This is a genomic window from Kitasatospora purpeofusca (assembly GCF_042691725.1).
In the GTDB taxonomy this organism is placed as follows: domain Bacteria; phylum Actinomycetota; class Actinomycetes; order Streptomycetales; family Streptomycetaceae; genus Kitasatospora; species Kitasatospora purpeofusca_B.
In genome coordinates this window covers 4,523,131-4,538,984 of record NZ_CP170483.1, presented here as the reverse complement: position 1 = coordinate 4,538,984, position 15,854 = coordinate 4,523,131, and the positions used below count along the sequence as shown (strand labels likewise).

Annotated in this window: 13 protein-coding genes; 9 read left to right on the top strand and 4 right to left on the bottom strand. The window is 74.0% G+C overall.

The genetic code is table 11. The features are described 5' to 3' along the window. Positions 1 to 38: 38 nt before the first annotated feature. Positions 39 to 1,841 (top strand): protein kinase, encoded by a 1,803-nt coding sequence (locus tag ACFCLZ_RS19135; RefSeq protein ID WP_380277572.1) that lies wholly within the window; start codon positions 39 to 41, stop codon positions 1,839 to 1,841. Positions 1,842 to 1,860: 19 nt separating this feature from the next. Here the strand turns inward: ACFCLZ_RS19135 and ACFCLZ_RS19130 are convergent, their stop codons facing one another. Continuing rightward, on the bottom strand, positions 1,861 to 2,949 hold the full coding sequence (locus ACFCLZ_RS19130) for a phosphotransferase enzyme family protein (RefSeq protein ID WP_380277570.1): 1,089 nt from the start codon (positions 2,947 to 2,949) through the stop codon (positions 1,861 to 1,863). Between the two features lie 62 nt (positions 2,950 to 3,011). After that, positions 3,012 to 3,674, bottom strand: a complete 663-nt coding sequence (locus ACFCLZ_RS19125) for a response regulator transcription factor (RefSeq protein ID WP_350543164.1) — start codon at positions 3,672 to 3,674, stop codon at positions 3,012 to 3,014. A 380-nt stretch (positions 3,675 to 4,054) separates the two neighbouring features. On the opposite strand from ACFCLZ_RS19125, the gene pdhA reads away from it, so the two are divergent. The 5 genes from pdhA to ACFCLZ_RS19100 all read left to right on the top strand — a co-directional run bounded on the left by pdhA (position 4,055) and on the right by ACFCLZ_RS19100 (position 10,741). Next, on the top strand, positions 4,055 to 5,209 hold the full coding sequence (gene pdhA / locus ACFCLZ_RS19120; RefSeq protein ID WP_380277568.1) for a pyruvate dehydrogenase (acetyl-transferring) E1 component subunit alpha: 1,155 nt from the start codon (positions 4,055 to 4,057) through the stop codon (positions 5,207 to 5,209). Beyond that, positions 5,209 to 6,183 (top strand): alpha-ketoacid dehydrogenase subunit beta, encoded by a 975-nt coding sequence (locus ACFCLZ_RS19115; protein WP_380277566.1) that lies wholly within the window; start codon positions 5,209 to 5,211, stop codon positions 6,181 to 6,183. Before pdhA ends, ACFCLZ_RS19115 begins: the two co-directional genes overlap by 1 nt. Positions 6,184 to 6,195: 12 nt before the next feature. Then, positions 6,196 to 7,629 carry a dihydrolipoamide acetyltransferase family protein gene (locus ACFCLZ_RS19110; protein ID WP_380277564.1) on the top strand — a complete coding sequence of 478 codons (1,434 nt, stop codon included), beginning with the start codon at positions 6,196 to 6,198 and terminating at the stop codon, positions 7,627 to 7,629. Positions 7,630 to 8,070: 441 nt separating this feature from the next. Beyond that, entirely contained in the window at positions 8,071 to 9,306 is a 1,236-nt protein-coding gene (locus ACFCLZ_RS19105; RefSeq protein ID WP_380277562.1) for a M64 family metallopeptidase, read from the top strand. An 85-nt stretch (positions 9,307 to 9,391) separates the two neighbouring features. Then, positions 9,392 to 10,741 (top strand): nitrate/nitrite transporter, encoded by a 1,350-nt coding sequence (locus ACFCLZ_RS19100; protein WP_380277560.1) that lies wholly within the window; start codon positions 9,392 to 9,394, stop codon positions 10,739 to 10,741. Between the two features lie 255 nt (positions 10,742 to 10,996). Here the strand turns inward: ACFCLZ_RS19100 and ACFCLZ_RS19095 are convergent, their stop codons facing one another. Beyond that, on the bottom strand, positions 10,997 to 11,818 hold the full coding sequence (locus ACFCLZ_RS19095; protein ID WP_380277558.1) for a maleylpyruvate isomerase family mycothiol-dependent enzyme: 822 nt from the start codon (positions 11,816 to 11,818) through the stop codon (positions 10,997 to 10,999). Between the two features lie 174 nt (positions 11,819 to 11,992). Between ACFCLZ_RS19095 and ACFCLZ_RS19090 the strand changes: the two genes are divergently transcribed. From ACFCLZ_RS19090 to ACFCLZ_RS19080, 3 genes are all read left to right on the top strand, one after another. Next, complete coding sequence (locus ACFCLZ_RS19090) at positions 11,993 to 12,790, top strand: carbon-nitrogen family hydrolase (RefSeq protein ID WP_380277556.1); 798 nt, start codon at positions 11,993 to 11,995, stop codon at positions 12,788 to 12,790. 167 nt (positions 12,791 to 12,957) lie between these two features. Beyond that, complete coding sequence (locus tag ACFCLZ_RS19085; RefSeq protein ID WP_380277554.1) at positions 12,958 to 14,025, top strand: GntR family transcriptional regulator; 1,068 nt, start codon at positions 12,958 to 12,960, stop codon at positions 14,023 to 14,025. Between the two features lie 117 nt (positions 14,026 to 14,142). After that, positions 14,143 to 14,790 (top strand): hypothetical protein, encoded by a 648-nt coding sequence (locus ACFCLZ_RS19080; RefSeq protein ID WP_380277552.1) that lies wholly within the window; start codon positions 14,143 to 14,145, stop codon positions 14,788 to 14,790. A 96-nt stretch (positions 14,791 to 14,886) separates the two neighbouring features. Here the strand turns inward: ACFCLZ_RS19080 and ACFCLZ_RS19075 are convergent, their stop codons facing one another. Beyond that, positions 14,887 to 15,672, bottom strand: coding sequence for an SLATT domain-containing protein (locus ACFCLZ_RS19075; RefSeq protein WP_380277551.1), 786 nt, complete (start codon positions 15,670 to 15,672; stop codon positions 14,887 to 14,889). Positions 15,673 to 15,854 lie beyond the last annotated feature (182 nt).

Sequence of the window (15,854 nt, the reverse complement as noted above, 5' to 3'; positions counted from 1 at the left end):
GGCACCGCGATCCGAGCGAAGGCCCGGGGCGAGGAGCGATGGCACAGACGCAGCATCCGGACGACGACGACGGGGCCTGGGCGACCGGTCCGGCCGGCGGGGCGCCGAGGATGCCCGAGCCCGGTAGCGACGCCGCCACGACCGCGCTGCCGCCGTACGGGGGCCCGCAGACCCCCGGCCGGGGCACCGCGGCCCCGCTGGGCACGGTCGGCGACGGCCGCTACCGGCTGACCCACCGGCTCGGCCGGGGCGGCATGGCCGAGGTGCTGGCCGCCCAGGACGTCCGGCTCGGCCGGACCGTCGCGGTGAAGCTGCTCCGCGGCGAACTGGCGCAGGACGAGATCGCCCGGCTGCGCTTCACCAGGGAGGCGCACGCCGTCGCGGCGCTCAACCACCACGCGATCGTCTCGGTGTACGACACCGGCGAGGAGTACGTCGGCGAGGAGTCGACGCCCTACATCGTGATGGAGCTGGTCGAGGGCCGGACCGTCCGCGAGCTGCTGGTCGACGAGGCGGCGCCGCCGGTCGACCAGGCGCTGATCATCATCGCCGGGGTGCTGGAGGCGCTGGCCTACAGCCACCGGCACGGCATCGTGCACCGCGACATCAAGCCCGCCAACGTCATCATCACGACCAACGGCGCGGTCAAGGTGATGGACTTCGGCATCGCCCGGGCGCTCACCGGCACCGCTTCGACGATGACCCAGACCGGCATGGTCATGGGCACCCCGCAGTACCTCTCGCCGGAGCAGGCGCTGGGCAAGCCGGTCGACCACCGCTCCGACCTGTACGCGGCCGGCTGCATGCTGTACGAACTGCTGGCGCTGCGCCCGCCGTTCACCGGCGACACCCCGCTGTCGGTGGTCTACCAGCACGTGCAGGACCAGCCGCTGCCGCCCTCGCAGGCCAATCCGCGGGTGCCGGCCGGGCTGGACCCGCTGGTGCTGCGCTCGCTGGCCAAGAACCCGGACGACCGGTTCCAGGACGCCGACGAGTTCCGCGCGCACATCGAGCACGCGCTGCGCGAGCTGACCGGCGGCACCGGCGGCTGGGCCGTCGGCACCGCGGTCGGGCCGGTCCACGGCGGCGCGCTGCCGGCGGTCGGCGCGGACGAGACGGCGGTGCTCGGGGCCGGTGTCCCGGGCGACCCGACGACGATGCTGCCCTACCAGGTGCCGGGCGGCCCGCACACGCCGTCCTCGCCCTACCCGGCGGCCGACGGCTCGTACGGGGGGGACGACTCCGGGAACGGCCCCGGCGGCGGGCGCGGACGCGGACGCGGGCCGTGGCGCTGGGTGGCCGGCATCGTGGCGGTGGTGGTGGCGGCCAGCACCGGCATCGCCCTGGCGCTCAGCGGCAACGACGAGGGCACGAAGGGGACGCCGAGCGGCACCAGCCCGTCCGCCGGGGTGGTGTCGACGGCCCCGGAGGCCACCACGCCCAGCACCGGTTCGACCACGACCCCGGGACCGACCGGCCAGAACACCCGCCGCCCGCAGCAGCCGACCGACACCAACAACAACGGCGGCGGCAACCCGAACCAGCAGCCGAACCAGCCGACCGGCAAGCACAACACGCCGAGCCCGACGGCGACGCCGACCATGACCAGCAGCAAGCCGTCGACGCCGTCCGCGACGTCGACCGGGGGGGCCACCGCCCCGTCGACCGGTGCCCCGAGCACGGGGACCGGCGGCGGCGCGACGACGCCCCCGGCCACGGCTCCGGCGACCAACCCGCCGGGAGGCGGCGCCAACACGACGCCTCCGGCGGGCGGGAGCGGGGGCGGGGGCCCGTCGAAGCCGGCGCAGCCCACGGGCGGCGGCACTCCGGCGACCGGCTGAGCCGCGGGGCCCCTCGGGGTCAGTTGGCGAAGGCGTCCAGGACCTGCTCGTACTCCTGGCACCACCACGCCAACTGGCCCGCCGAGGCGGGGTAGAGCGGGTCGGCCCGGTGGTCGGCCCGCTGGTAGCGCCACTGGAGCATCCAGAAGTCGTTCAGCCGCTCCCACCAGACCCGGTGCGCCGCGGCGGCCAGGTGCTCGGCGGTGGCGGCGCCGGTGGCCCGGTAGGACTGCGACCAGTGCCGGACCCGGACGAGGTCCAGCACCCCGGTGACGCGGTCGTTGAAGAGCAGGGTGGCCGCCCGGACGGCCTCCTCGGCGCGCGGCTGCGGCCCGAGCTTGTCCCAGTCCAGGACCGCCGCGATCCGCTCGCCGCAGTGCAGCAGGTTGAGCCCGTGGAAGTCGCCGTGGGTCCAGCCGGTGGGCGGGGCGGCCTGCGGGAGGGGCCGGCGGTGGGCGTGCTCGGCGAGCAGCTCCAGCCGTTCGGTCAGCCGGCGCTCGACCAGGGCGTCCAGCTCGCCGTGCGGCTGGTGCTCGCGGGCCCGGCGGCGCAGCTCGCGGGCGAGCGCGGAGCTGTCCAGCGGGTCGGCGCTGCGGTAGCCGGAGGGGTGTGCGACGGGCGCGCAGACCTCGTCGAGCGCGCCGTGCAGCCGGCCGAGCAGCGCGCCCAGCGCGGCGCACTGCGACAGCGCCAGCTCGGTGCCGTGCCGGTGCCGGCCCTCCACCCAGGGGAAGAGGGCGAACAGCCGGCCGCCGAACGCGGCGATCGTGGCGGTCCGCCCGGCGAGGGCCAGCGGGGGCGTGACGGGCAGGCCCAGGGCGGCGAGCGCGCCCATCGCGCGGTGGTGGGCGGCGACGGCCTCGCGGCCGGCGGTCGCGGCGTCGACGTAGCACTTCAGGAAGTAGCCGCCGGCCTCCGTGGTGATCCGGTAGCCGCGGTTCAGCAGGCCTTCGGCGACGGGTTCGGCGGTGAGCAGGCGGCCCACCCGGTAGCGGCGCAGGACCTCGGCGAGCGCGGCGTGGGGGACGGGCGGGCTGAGGGTTCCTATCGGGGGAGCGGTGAGGTCGGGACGGGCTGGTGCAAGGGCAAGGGTCTGGCTGAAAGTCACAGCCAGAGGTTAAGACCTCTCGGCGGGGGTCCTTGACAGGTCGTCAGTTCTGTGCATCCGCCCTATCCGTGCTGGTGGTCCGCCTGGTGCCGGGCCACGAAAGCGGCCGCCTGCGTCCGGCGCTCCATCCCCATCTTCGCGAGCAGACTGGAGACGTAGTTCTTCACCGTCTTTTCGGCGAGGTGCAGCTCGTTGCCGATCTGACGATTGGTCATCCCTTCGCCGATCAGGTCCAGGATGCGGCGCTCCTGCTTGGTGAGCTGGGCGAGCCGCTCGTCCTCCTTCTCGCCGCCGTCCCGCAGCCGCGCCAGTACCCGGCTGGTGGCGACCGGGTCGAGCAGCGAGCGGCCGGCCGCGACGTCCCGGACGGCGGTGATCAGGTCGGTGCCGCGGATCGCCTTCAGCACGTAGCCGGAGGCACCGGCCATGATCGAGTCGAACAGCGCCTCGTCGTCCGAGAACGAGGTCAGCATCAGGCACTTGATCTCCGGCAGCCGGGAGCGGATCTCCCGGCAGACCTCGACCCCGTTGCCGTCGGGCAGCCGGACGTCCAGGACCGCGACGTCGGGGTGGACCGCCGGGATCCGGGTCAGCGCCTCGGCGGCGGTGCCGGCCTCGCCGACCACCTCGATGTCGTCCTCGACCGAGAGGAGTTCGTGAACGCCCCTGCGGACCACCTCGTGGTCGTCGAGAAGGAATACCCTGATTTGTCCCTTATCAGTCACGCGCAAAGCCTCCCATATCACCCTACGAAAGACCTCCCGCCCGCACCGGACCGGGGTCGCGATCCGGCCAGAGCGGTCGAAACCGATGCCGGTAACCCCCTTACGCAGGAGCCTTCGCCCGGATAGCGTGCGCAGGTGTCCTGAAGGCGACCGAATTGAGAGCTGCGCCACACGCGCGTTTGTAGACCCCGAACAAGTAGGACGTCCTAGCGCAGACGCGCCGAGGGCGGACGCTGGGTAACGTTCTCGTGAGGGACGCCGTCGGAACAGGATCACCACCTGCCCCGCAGATGGGAGCGCACACCCACGCGCGCCCCGCGAGGCGGTGACCGGACCGGTCACCGGCGACCCCGGGCGGCCGGACAGACCGAGGAGTGAACGTGACCGTCAAAAGCACGGCGAGGGCCCGCAAGAAGGCGGCTCCCGGCGTCCCCGACACCCTCCGCGCCACGGGTAAGGACGCCCAGCCGGAGCTCGTGCAGCTGCTCACCCCGGAAGGCGAGCGGGTCGAGCACCCGGACTTCCCGCTCACCGTGGAGCCGGACGAGCTTCGTGCCCTCTACCGTGACCTGGTGCTGGTGCGCCGGTTCGACGCGGAGGCCACCTCCCTGCAGCGCCAGGGCGAGCTGGGCCTGTGGGCCTCGCTGCTCGGCCAGGAGGCCGCCCAGGTCGGCTCCGGCCGCGCGCTGCGGCCCGGCGACTACGCCTTCCCCACCTACCGCGAGCACGGCGTCGCCTGGTGCCGCGACGTGGACCCGCTGAACCTGCTCGGCATGTTCCGCGGCGTGAACCACGGCGGCTGGGACCCGAACGAGAAGAACTTCCACCTCTACACCATCGTGATCGGCGCGCAGGCCCTGCACGCCACCGGCTACGCGATGGGCATCACCAAGGACGGCACCGACGACGCGGTGATCGCGTACTTCGGCGACGGCGCCTCCAGCCAGGGCGACGTCAACGAGGCCTTCACCTTCGCCTCGGTCTACAACGCCCCGGTGGTGTTCTTCTGCCAGAACAACCAGTGGGCGATCTCCGAGCCCACCACCACCCAGACCAGGATCCCGCTGTACCGCCGCGCCTCCGGCTTCGGCTTCCCGGGCGTGCGGGTCGACGGCAACGACGTGCTGGCCTGCCTCGCGGTGACCCGCTGGGCCCTGGAGCACGCCCGCAGCGGCAACGGCCCGGTGCTGGTCGAGGCGTTCACCTACCGGATGGGCGCGCACACCACCTCCGACGACCCGACCCGCTACCGGCTCACCGAGGAGACCGAGGCCTGGAAGGCCAAGGACCCGATCACCCGGCTCCGCGCCCACCTGGAGAAGCAGGGCCTGGCCGACGAGGCGTTCTTCGCCTCGGTCGAGGCCGAGAGCGAGCAGCTCGGGCTGCGGGTGCGCGAGGGCGTGCGCGGCATGCCGGACCCGGACCCCACCCTGATCTTCGACCACGTCTACGCCGAGCCGCACGCGCTGGTCGATGAGGAACGGGCCGGGTACGTCGAGTACGCGGCCTCCTTCGAGGCGGGGGAGAACCTCTGATGGCCGGTCAGCTCAGCATCGCCAAGGCGCTCAACGAGGCGCTGCGCAAGTCGCTGGAGAGCGACCCGAAGACTCTCCTGATGGGCGAGGACATCGGCAAGCTCGGTGGCGTCTTCCGGATCACCGACGGCCTGCAGAAGGACTTCGGCGAGGGCCGGGTGATCGACACCCCGCTCGCCGAGTCCGGCATCGTCGGCACCGCGATCGGCCTCGCGCTGCGCGGTTACCGCCCCGTCGTGGAGATCCAGTTCGACGGCTTCGTCTACCCGGCCTTCGACCAGATCGTCTCCCAGCTGGCCAAGATGCACGCCCGCGCGCTCGGCCACGTCAAGCTCCCGGTCACCGTCCGCATCCCGTACGCGGGCGGCATCGGCGCCGTCGAGCACCACAGCGAGTCGCACGAGGCGTACTTCGCGCACACCGCCGGTCTGCGGGTGGTCAGCCCGTCCAACGCGCACGACGCGCACTGGATGCTGCGCCAGGCCATCGAGTCGGACGACCCGGTGATCTTCCTGGAGCCCAAGCGGCGCTACTGGGACAAGGGCGAGGTCGGCGACGCCGCCGACCTGGGCCTGCACGACGCGCGGATCGTGCGCCCGGGCACCGACGCCACGCTGATCGCCTACGGGCCGATGGTCAAGGTCTGCCTGGAGGCCGCCGCGGCCGCCGAGGAGGACGGCCGCCGGCTGGAGGTCGTCGACCTGCGCTCGCTCAGCCCGGTCGACTTCGCGGCCCTGGAGGAGTCGCTGAAGCGGACCGGGCGCGGCATCGTCGTGCACGAGGCCCCGGTGTTCCTGGGCATGGGCGCCGAGCTGGCCGCCCGGCTCACCGAGCGCTGCTTCTACCACCTGGAGGCGCCGATCCTGCGGGTCGGCGGCTACTACGCGCCGTACCCGCCGTCCCGGGTCGAGGAGGCCTTCCTCCCCGACCTCGACCGCGTGCTCGACGCCGTCGACCGCGCCTTCGCGTACTGATCCAGGGGAGCGATGATGACCACCGAAGTTCGCTCGCTCCGCGAGTTCAAGATGCCGGACGTGGGGGAGGGCCTCACCGAGGCCGAGATCCTCAGCTGGTACGTCAAGCCCGGTGACACCGTCACCGACGGCCAGGTCGTCTGCGAGGTCGAGACCGCCAAGGCCGCCGTGGAGCTGCCGATCCCGTTCACCGGGACCGTCGAGCAGCTGTTCTTCCCCGAGGGCGCGACGGTCGACGTCGGCACCGTGATCATCTCGGTCGCGGTGGCCGGCGAGGCGGGGGCGCCCGCGGCTCCGGCCGCCGCCCCGGCACCCGCCGCCACGGCCGCCGTCGCGGAGGCCGCCGAGCCCGAGCGGCGCGAGGTGCTGGTCGGCTACGGCCCGCGGACCGGCGGCAGCCAGCGCCGGGCCCGCCGCACCACGGCCGCCGCGCCGGCTCCGGTCGCGGCGCCCGTCGCGGCTCCGGCCCCGGCGCCCGTTCCGGCTCCCGCTCCGGTCGCGGCCCCGGCCCCGGCCGTCGCGGTGACCGGCGAGCGGCCGCTGGCCAAGCCGCCGGTGCGCAAGCTGGCCAAGGACCTCGGGATCGACCTGCGGGCCGTCACCCCGACCGGTCCGGACGGCGTGATCACCCGCGAGGACCTGCACGCCCACGCGGCGGCCGCCGCCGCCCCGGCCCCGGCCGAGGCCCCGGTCGTCGAGCAGGCCGTCGAACCGGTCGCCGCCCCCGTGGCCGTCCCCGGCGCGGGCGACGTCCGGGTGCCGATCAAGGGCGTCCGCAAGGCGACCGCGCAGGCGATGGTGGCCTCGGCCTTCACCGCCCCGCACGTCACCGAGTTCGTCCAGGTCGACGTCACCCGGACGATGAAGTTCGTCCGCCGCCTCAAGGAGAGCGGCGAGCTGGGCCGGGACGTCCGGGTCAGCCCGCTGCTGCTGGTCGCCAAGGCGCTGCTCACCGCGATCAAGCGCAACCCGGAGATCAACGCCCAGTGGGACGAGGCGGCCCAGGAGATCGTCATCAAGGGCCAGGTGAACCTCGGCATCGCCGCGGCCACCCCGCGCGGCCTGATCGTCCCCAACGTCAAGGACGCGGGGGCGAAGACCCTGTCGGCCCTGGCGGTCTCGCTCGGCGAGCTGATCGACACCGCCCGCCAGGGGAAGACGGCGCCCGGCGACATGCAGGGCGGCACGGTCACGATCACCAACGTCGGCGTCTTCGGCGTCGACAGCGGCACCCCGATCCTCAACCCCGGCGAGGCGGCCATCCTCGCCTTCGGGGCGGTCCGGGAGCTGCCGTGGGTGCACAAGGGCAAGGTCGTCCCGCGCCAGGTCACCACGCTGGCCCTGTCCTTCGACCACCGGCTGGTCGACGGCGAGCTGGGCTCCAAGGTGCTGGCCGACATCGCGGGCATCCTGGAGCACCCGAAGCGGCTGATCACCTGGGGCTGAGCCGGCCCCGGCAACGATGAAGGGGCCCTGCCTCCCGCACCGCCGTGCGGAGGCAGGGCCCCTTCGTCCTGGGGGCCTTCGTCCCGGGCCCGGGCGGGGGTCAGGACCAGGCGGTGTCGTCGTCGGCGCGGGCGGTGGTGTTCTCCGGCATGCTGCGGCTCCAAGGTTCGTCCTCACGGGAAAAGACGTTCGAGTCCGGCCGGGGTTGCTCCCGCCGCGGAAAGTCGGGTGCTTCGGGAGTCGCGGGTGACCCCGGCCTCACGGACGGTGGTCGGTTAAGCACTTGATCAGACTCATAGGTATGACTGGTGAGATTCTTGTGATTCGTCCAGGTCGGTGACTTTTTCGGCATTCGGTGAGGACGACACACCGGGCCGGGTACGTCTTCGCGTCCACCACCCGGGCGACACCGGGTGACCGCAACGTCGAGGACGCACCCGTATGCCGCCTGGCAACCCTGGCCGGATCGTCCGGAGTCTGGCCGCGCTCGTGCTGGTGTCCACCGCCGTGCTCCCGGCCGCGCTCGAACTGGCCGGACCCCCGCCGTTCGGGGTGATCGGGCCCGGCGCCCCCGCCGACCGCGCGGTGCCGCCGCACACCGCCGTGCAGCGCGCCGACCTGCACACCGCCGGGGAGGCCCCGACCGTCGACATACGGCGGACCGGGGACCCGGCCAACCGGATCACCCTCGTCCTGCTCGGCGACGGCTACGGCGCCGGGGACCAGGACCTGTTCCGCGAGCAGGCGGACCGGGCCTGGCGCGCGCTGATGGACATCGAGCCGTTCCGCAGCTACCAGGGGTTCTTCAACATAAGGCGGGTCGAGGTGGTCTCCCCGGTCTCCGGCATCGCCGAGACCGAGAACCGCGGCCGGCGCCCCGCCACCCCGCTCGGCATGCACTTCTGGTGCGAGGGCACCGCCCGGCTGCTCTGCGCCGACGAGGACGCGACCGCCCGCTACGCCGGCCGCGGCGAGGGCCCGCAGTACCTCATCGCGCTCGCCAACTCCACCGAGTACGGCGGTGCGGGCGGCACCGGGGTGACCACCCTGGCCGGCGGCAGCCCGGACGCGGGGCGGATCATCCAGCACGAGATAGGGCACACCGTCGGGGACCTCGGCGACGAGTACGACAGCGCGCCGGACGACGCCGACTACCCCAACCTCGCCACCGACAACGCCGAGGAGATGCGCCGCAAGCAGACCAAGTGGTGGCGCTGGCTGGGCGCGGAGTCCCCGGACGGCGCCGGGACGGTCGGCGCCTACCGCAGTGCCAACGGCGTCTACCGGCCCACCGCGGACTCGGTGATGCGCACCCTCGGCGGGGCCTACAACCTGCCCTCGCGGGAGGCGATCATCGAGGAGATCTACCGGCGGGTCAGACCCACCGACGACCCGGCTCCGGCGCCCGGCGACGTCACCGGCCGGCCCCGGCTGGAGGTCCGGCCGCTCCCGCTGGCCGGCGCCCGGCAGCTGCGGGTGGACTGGACGGTGAACGGCGTCCCCGTCGAGCCGCAGGCGGCGGACCGCAGCTGGCTGGACACCGCGTGGCTGCCGCTGGAGCCCGGGCACGGCGCGACCGTCACGGCGACCGTCCGGGACACCACCGACTGGGTCCGCGACGAGGCCTTCCGGGACCGCTACATGACGCGCTCGGTGTCCTGGACGGTGGTCGGCTGAGCGGCGCGCGGAGCGGATGGTTCGTGTCCGGCCTCCCGACCCCGCCCTAGGCGTTCAATGATGGGATGACTAATCTGGGGCCACTATGACCGTGGAGCCCGCCAGTTCAGTCCGCCCCCTGTCCGTCCCCGCTCCCCGTGCCGGCACCGGCCCCGCCCCCGGTCCCACCGCCGCCCACCACCCCCCGGGTGGGCGGGCCGCCTGGCTCGCCTGGTCCATCGGCGTCAGCGTCTACGTCCTGGCCGTCATCCACCGCACCAGCCTCGGCGTCGCCGGCCTGGACGCCGCCGACCGCTTCGGCATCGGTGCCTCCGCGCTCTCCACCTTCTCGATCCTCCAGGTCCTCGTCTACGCGGCCATGCAGATCCCCGTCGGCCTGCTGGTCGACCGGTTCGGACCGCGCCGGGTGCTGCTGCTCGGCGTCGTGCTGCTCAGCGCGGGCCAGCTGGCCTTCGCCTTCTCCGGCTCCTTCGGCCCCGCGCTCGCCTCCCGGGCCGTGCTCGGCTGCGGCGACGCCATGACCTTCATCAGCGTGCTGCGGATCGCCGCCCGCTGGTTCCCCGCCGCCAAGAACCCGCTGGTCGCCCAGTTGACCGGCCTCGCCGGCATGAGCGGCAACCTGGTCACCACCGTCGTCCTCGCCCAGGCCCTGCACAGCGAGGGCTGGACGCCCACCTTCACCGCCATCGCCCTGCTCGGCATCGCCGTCTTCGCCCTCGTCGCGCTCTTCCTCCGGGAGGCGCCGGACGGCCCCGCCGAGGCGGTGGCGCCCGCCGCGCAGCCCCGGCCCGGCATCGCGCGCCAGGTGCGGGAGACCTGGCGGGAGCCGGGCACCCGGCTGGGGCTCTGGATCCACTTCACCACCCAGTTCCCGGGCAACGCCTTCGGCCTGCTCTGGGGCCTGCCCTACCTCGTCGAGGCCCAGGGCATGACCCGCGCGGCGGCCGGCGGCCTGCTCACCCTGCTGGTGCTCTCCAACATGAGCTTCGGCTTCCTCTTCGGCCGCGTCCTGTCCCGCACCGCCCGCGCCCGGATGCCCATCGTGCTCACCGTCATCGGCGCCACCGCGCTGCTGTGGGCGGTGGCGCTCGCCTGGCCCGGCGGCCACCCGCCGCTGTGGCTGCTGGTCGCGGTCGTCCTGGTGATGGGCAGCAACGGCCCCGCCTCGCTGGTCGGCCTCGACTACGCCCGCGCCCGCGTCCCCGTCGAACGCCTCGGCACCGCCTCCGGCATCGTCAACATGGGCGGCTTCATCGGCACGATGATCACCCTCTTCGGCATCGGCGTCCTCCTGGACACCCTCAGCCCGTCCGGCGCCGACAGCTACACGGCGAGCGCCTTCCGCTGGGCGTTCTGCTGGCAGTACGTGCCGCTGGCGGCGGGCACCCTGATGATCCTGCGGCTACAAAAGAAGCTCGCGGCGGTGTCGGCGTAGGGCTTCCGACCTGCGGAAACGTCGTATGCCTGACTTTTGGTCAGGCATACGAGCCGCATGTCCGCAGTCCGTGTTTCCCGGGAGGCCAGGGTCCTGCTCGCACGGCTCGCGCTCCCGCGCCCCGGCACCGTGCACCCGTCCGCCGTAACGAGGCCGAACGGACGGGGCTACTGGTCCCAATGTGACGCACGGGAGCGCGAGGCGCACTCGCCCGGCGTGCACGGTGCGTGTACGCCGGGCGGGTGATGGCCGGGGCTACGGGGTGACGGAGAAGTTGGCCAGGACGCGGTCGGCCAGCTCCTTGTCGCCCTCCACCTTCACCGGACCGGGGCGCCCGCGGCCGCAGGCGAGGCGGACGTAGGTCTCCCAGTCGAGGGTGAGCTGGACGTCGGGGGCGAGGCTGATGGACTCGTCGACGGTGCCGCGTCCGGCGGAGTCCACGCGCACGGTGCGCAGGAACTCGACGGGGCCGGTGACGTCGACGACCAGGGCGGTGCCGGCCGGGGCGCCGGCCCGGTGGGCGACGGCCTTCGGCAGGCCCTGCAGCAGGACGTCACGGGTGACCAGCGCCGCGGGGGAGTCGAGGTTGCCGGGGACGCCGAGGGCGCGGCGGAGGTCCTGCTCGTGCACCCAGACGTCGAACGCGCGCAGCCGCAGCAGCTCGTGGTACGGGATGTCGTGGCTCTGCGGGCCGCCCGGCCGGCGGACCGGCTCGTTGGGCATCTGCTTGGCGTTCCGCAGCGCGCGGGAGCGGCGGATGATCGTGTACTCCAGCTCGCTGGTCATCTCCAGCGCGGTGTGGCAGCGGCGCTTGTCGACGGGAAGTTCGAGGTAGCGGGCGGCCTCGGTGGTGACGTGGCGCAGGTCGCGGGGGAGGGAGTGGATCGGGCGGGGGTCGCCGAGGAGCTCGGACTCGACGGCGATCACGTGCGCGACGATGTCACGGACAGACCAGCCGGGGCACTCGGTGGCCCGGTTCCAGGAGCCCTCGGGAAGCGGGGCCACCAGTTCGGATATCGCCTCGATGGACTGGGTCCACGCCTCGGTGTAAGCCTGCACGGTCTGGTTGTCCGTCACGGGAATCTCCGGCCCTCCGTCAGCTGCCTTGCCACGCGTGCCCGCGGGTTCCTGGGTCGGCCGGGAAATCCGGCTTCCGGGCGCACACGCTAACCGCACGTTACGCTGCCGGGTGAGAGCAGGGCAGCGCTTTCGGGTGACGATCGTAGGACTCTTGCCGTGGACGGTGGTACTGTGCGCGCTTCATTGATCCAACTCGCGGTCTCCGACGCCGAGCCCCCGGCCGAGCGGAGGGCCCGCGCGGCCGCGCTGGTGCGGGCGCAGCGGGGATCGGACCTGGTGGTCCTGCCCGAGCTGTGGCCGCTCGGCGGTTTCGCCCACGACCTCTGGTCCGACGGCGCGGAGGCGCTGGACGGGCCGACCTCGGACGCGATGGCGGCGGCCGCCCGGGCGGCGGGGGTCTGGCTGCACGCCGGTTCGATCGTCGAGCGCGATCCCGACGGGCCGATCTACAACACCTCGCTGCTGTTCGCCCCGGACGGCGAGCTGGTGCACACCTATCGCAAGATCCACCGCTTCGGCTTCGACAGTGGGGAGGCGGTGGTGATGGGTGCCGGTCAGGAGATCGTCACCGCGGTCACCGACGTCGGCACGCTGGGCCTGGCGACCTGCTACGACCTGCGGTTCCCGGAGCTGTTCCGGGCGCTGCTGGACGCGGGCGCGCAGGTGCTGGTGGTGCCGGCGGCCTGGCCGGAGCGGCGGCGGGAGCACTGGACGCTGCTGAGCCGGGCGCGGGCGGTGGAGGAGCAGGCGTACGTGCTGGCCTGCAACACGGCGGGGACGCACGGCGGGGTCGAGCAGGCGGGCCACAGCATCGCGGTGGACCCGTGGGGCCGGGTGCTGGCCGAGGCGGGGGCCGGGGAGGAGGTGCTGACCGTGGAGTTCGATCCGGCGGAGGTGGCGAAGGCGCGCGCCGAGTTCCCGGTGCACCGGGACCGGCTGCTGGGAATCCCGGCGCCGGTGCAGCGCTGACGGGGCCGTTTTCGACGGCCGGGCGCGCGGGGGCGCGCCGGGGCGTATGGGGGGCTTGTACACGTCGGTGTCCTTTTTGAGAAGATGAGCCCTCGTCGTGTTACCAGCCCGTACGTCGCCGGTCTGTTCCCGTCAGACCGTCCAGCCCGCCCGAGGAGGTCGCGCGCATGTTCGACACCGACGCGGGCGACACCCGTCCCGTGATCCAGCGCAACAGCCTGCGCGAGCAGATCGCCGGCGCGCTGCGCGAGGAGATGATGGCCGGCCGGCTGGCGGCGGGGCGGAACTTCACCGTCAAGGAGATCGCCGAGCTGTACGGGGTCTCGGCGACCCCGGCCCGGGAGGCGCTGGTCGACCTCTCCGCGCAGGGGCTGCTCCGGGCCGAGCACCACCGCGGCTTCACCGTTCCCGAGTTCGGCTGGGACGACTTCCGGGAGATCTTCGAGACCCGGGTGCTGATCACCGACAGCTTCTACCGCCGGATGGCCACCGACCCCGGTCGGCCGGACGAGAGCCGGCTGGCCTCGCTGCGCCGCCGGGCGGACGCGGCGGCGCGGGCGGCCCGGGCCGGGAACCTGGACGTGATGGTGGGCTGCGACCGCCGGTTCTGGCAGGAGGTCGGCGGGCTGATGGGCAACCGCCGGATGGCCGACTACCTGGACTGGCTGCGGGTGCAGTCGTGGATGTTCGCGGCGCGGTACCTGCGGTCGATGCCCCGGCTGGGCGGGGTCTGCTGGGACGACCACCTGGAGCTGGTGGAGGCGATCGAGGCGCGCGACGTGGCGCGCTCGCACCGGATCGTCTGCGAGTACAACCTCTTCACCGTCGGACTGCTGGCCGAACTGGCCGGCCAGCCGGTGGAGACGGTGCGGGTGCTGTCGCTGCTGACCGGGCGCCCGCTCGCGGCGGGCGGCCAGGACGCCGCGCCGCCGCCCGACACCCCGGGGGACGCCGCGCCGGGGAAGACCGGGGCGGGCCCCGGGCCCGGCGCCACCGAGGCGCCCGGTCCGGAGCAGCCCGCCCGACCGGTGGAACCGGGCCGCGCGGCCGACGGCACCCGGGGCCGGGAACGCGAACTCGGCCGGGAGCTGGGCCGCGAACTCGGCCTGGGGCTCGGCCTGGTGCCGCAGCCGCGCTCGGTCCCGTACGGGCGGTTCGGCCGCCGGCTGCCCGATCCGCCGCCGGACCAGCTGCCCGGGGGGCGGTCCGGTCCGCATCGCTCGCCGGGCCGGTAGGGTGGGCGGTCGTCCGTCCCGGCCGCGCCGCGTACCGGCGCTCCGGGCACCGACCCGCCCATCCGCCGTCCGCCGCCGCGCGGCCGGTTCCCCGCGTCCGGAGAGGAAGAGCCGGCCATGGCCTGCGACCTCTGGCTCGTCCCGCTGGTGGACGTGCTGAGCCACAGCCCCGACAACCCCTTCCGGGACGACCTCGCGCTCTACAACCAGGTGCTGGCCTCGCGCGGTCTGCCCGAGATGCCGGTCTACCGGTTCGTGCCGGGGCTCAGCGGGGCGGTCGAGCCGATAGCCGCCTTCGACTACGACTCGCTGCACTTCCTGCGCCGGGCCTACCTGCTGGGCCTGACCGGTCTGGACATCACGCCGGTGGACGCGCTCGGCGGCGACTACGAGCAGCTGCTGGAGATGTTCGAGAGCAGCGCCGAGCAGTCGCACCTGGTCTGGCACTTCGACCACGCCGGCGCGTACGTGCCGATCGAGTTCGCCGCCCCGCTGGTGGAGGAGTCGCTGCTCGCCTCGGGCGGCCCGCTCGGCTCCAGCCACGGGCTGCTGCGCGAGCTGCGGGCCGTCGCCCCGGCGCTGGGCATCGACCCGCTCGACCCGCCGGCGCCGACCCGGCCGCTCGGCCCGACCGGCCTGGAGCAGCCGTTCGGCCCGCCGCTGGACGACCTGCACCCGTTCGCCCGGGAGCGGCACGCCTGGGCGGGCCTGTACGCGGCGGCGACCCGGAGCCTGCACCAGGGCTCGATGATCGTCTTCGCCTGAGCCGGCCCCGGCCCCACCCCCGACCCGACCCCCCGGGGCCCGGCGGCCGAGCCGGCCCCGGGCGCCCGGGCGGGCCCCCGGTCCGCCGCCGCCCGGCTACCGCAGCGGGCCCTCCGGCGGCCGCTGGCGCGGCATGGTGGGCCTGGTCCCCGGCGGCGGCAGCACCCGCACCTGGGCGCCGATGCCCGGCTCGGTGCGCCCGCCCCAGCTGCCGGCGACCTGGGTCGGCAGCTGGGTCATCCCGGCCCGGAACTCCAGCATCCACTCCGAGGTCTCGGTGCGGACCATGTCCGAGACGTCCTCGCAGAACCGCCGCAGCACCCCGAGGCACCGCTCGGCGGCCTCGCCCGCGGTGCCCTCGGTGGGGCCGAGCACCTCCCGGACGCACTCCGAGGCCCAGTCGAACTGGAAGGCCTCCAGACGGCGCTGCAGCGCCTGCGCGGTGGAGACGTCGCGCATCCAGCCGGAGGTCAGGCCGAACACCCGGTCCGCGCCGTAGCAGGCGGCGGCCAGCGCCAGCCCGACGTAGCCCCAGCTGGTGGCGTTGTCGACGGCCCCGGTGAGGTCGACCAGCGGGGCGGTGACCCCGCCGACCGCGAAGCCGGCCGAGCCGAAGCGCAGCAGCCGGGCCCAGCGGCGCTTCCAGATCCGGTCCCGGCGGTACCACTCGACGGCCTCGACCGCCCGCTCCTCGGACCAGCGGTACAGCTCCTCCAGCCGCTCGGCGGGCTCGCCCCAGTCCCCCAGGGGGAACTGGCGGGTGCTCAGATCGGACCGGCGGCGGGTCGAGGCGCGGCGCGCCACGGTCGCGGCGGGCGGGTCCTCCTCGCCGATCTCCTTGCCCCAGGCACTCTCCTCGGGCTGCATTTCCGGCTGGCTCACCTGTGGGGCTCCCTGTGGCGGGCGGACTGCTGGTCTGGCTGGTTCCGACTCTGCGCGGACTGACGTGTCATCGGCCTGACGGCTCGTGAAACGCCGGGCAACGCGGCGGCCACACCGCCGTTCCGGAGCGTGCTGGGTGCCCCGGGGCGGCGTCACCGGCGGCCGCCGGTGGTGGTCCAACA

Bases quoted from the DNA above. Each gene is read 5' to 3' on its own strand.
- ACFCLZ_RS19135 (WP_380277572.1), top strand. From the start codon at position 39: ATGGCACAGACGCAGCATCCGGACGACGACGACGGGGCCTGGGCGACC.
- ACFCLZ_RS19115 (WP_380277566.1), top strand. From the start codon at position 5,209: ATGGCCGGTCAGCTCAGCATCGCCAAGGCGCTCAACGAGGCGCTGCGC.
- ACFCLZ_RS19110 (WP_380277564.1), top strand. From the start codon at position 6,196: ATGATGACCACCGAAGTTCGCTCGCTCCGCGAGTTCAAGATGCCGGAC.
- ACFCLZ_RS19105 (WP_380277562.1), top strand. From the start codon at position 8,071: ATGCCGCCTGGCAACCCTGGCCGGATCGTCCGGAGTCTGGCCGCGCTC.
- ACFCLZ_RS19100 (WP_380277560.1), top strand. From the start codon at position 9,392: ATGACCGTGGAGCCCGCCAGTTCAGTCCGCCCCCTGTCCGTCCCCGCT.
- ACFCLZ_RS19085 (WP_380277554.1), top strand. From the start codon at position 12,958: ATGTTCGACACCGACGCGGGCGACACCCGTCCCGTGATCCAGCGCAAC.
- ACFCLZ_RS19080 (WP_380277552.1), top strand. From the start codon at position 14,143: ATGGCCTGCGACCTCTGGCTCGTCCCGCTGGTGGACGTGCTGAGCCAC.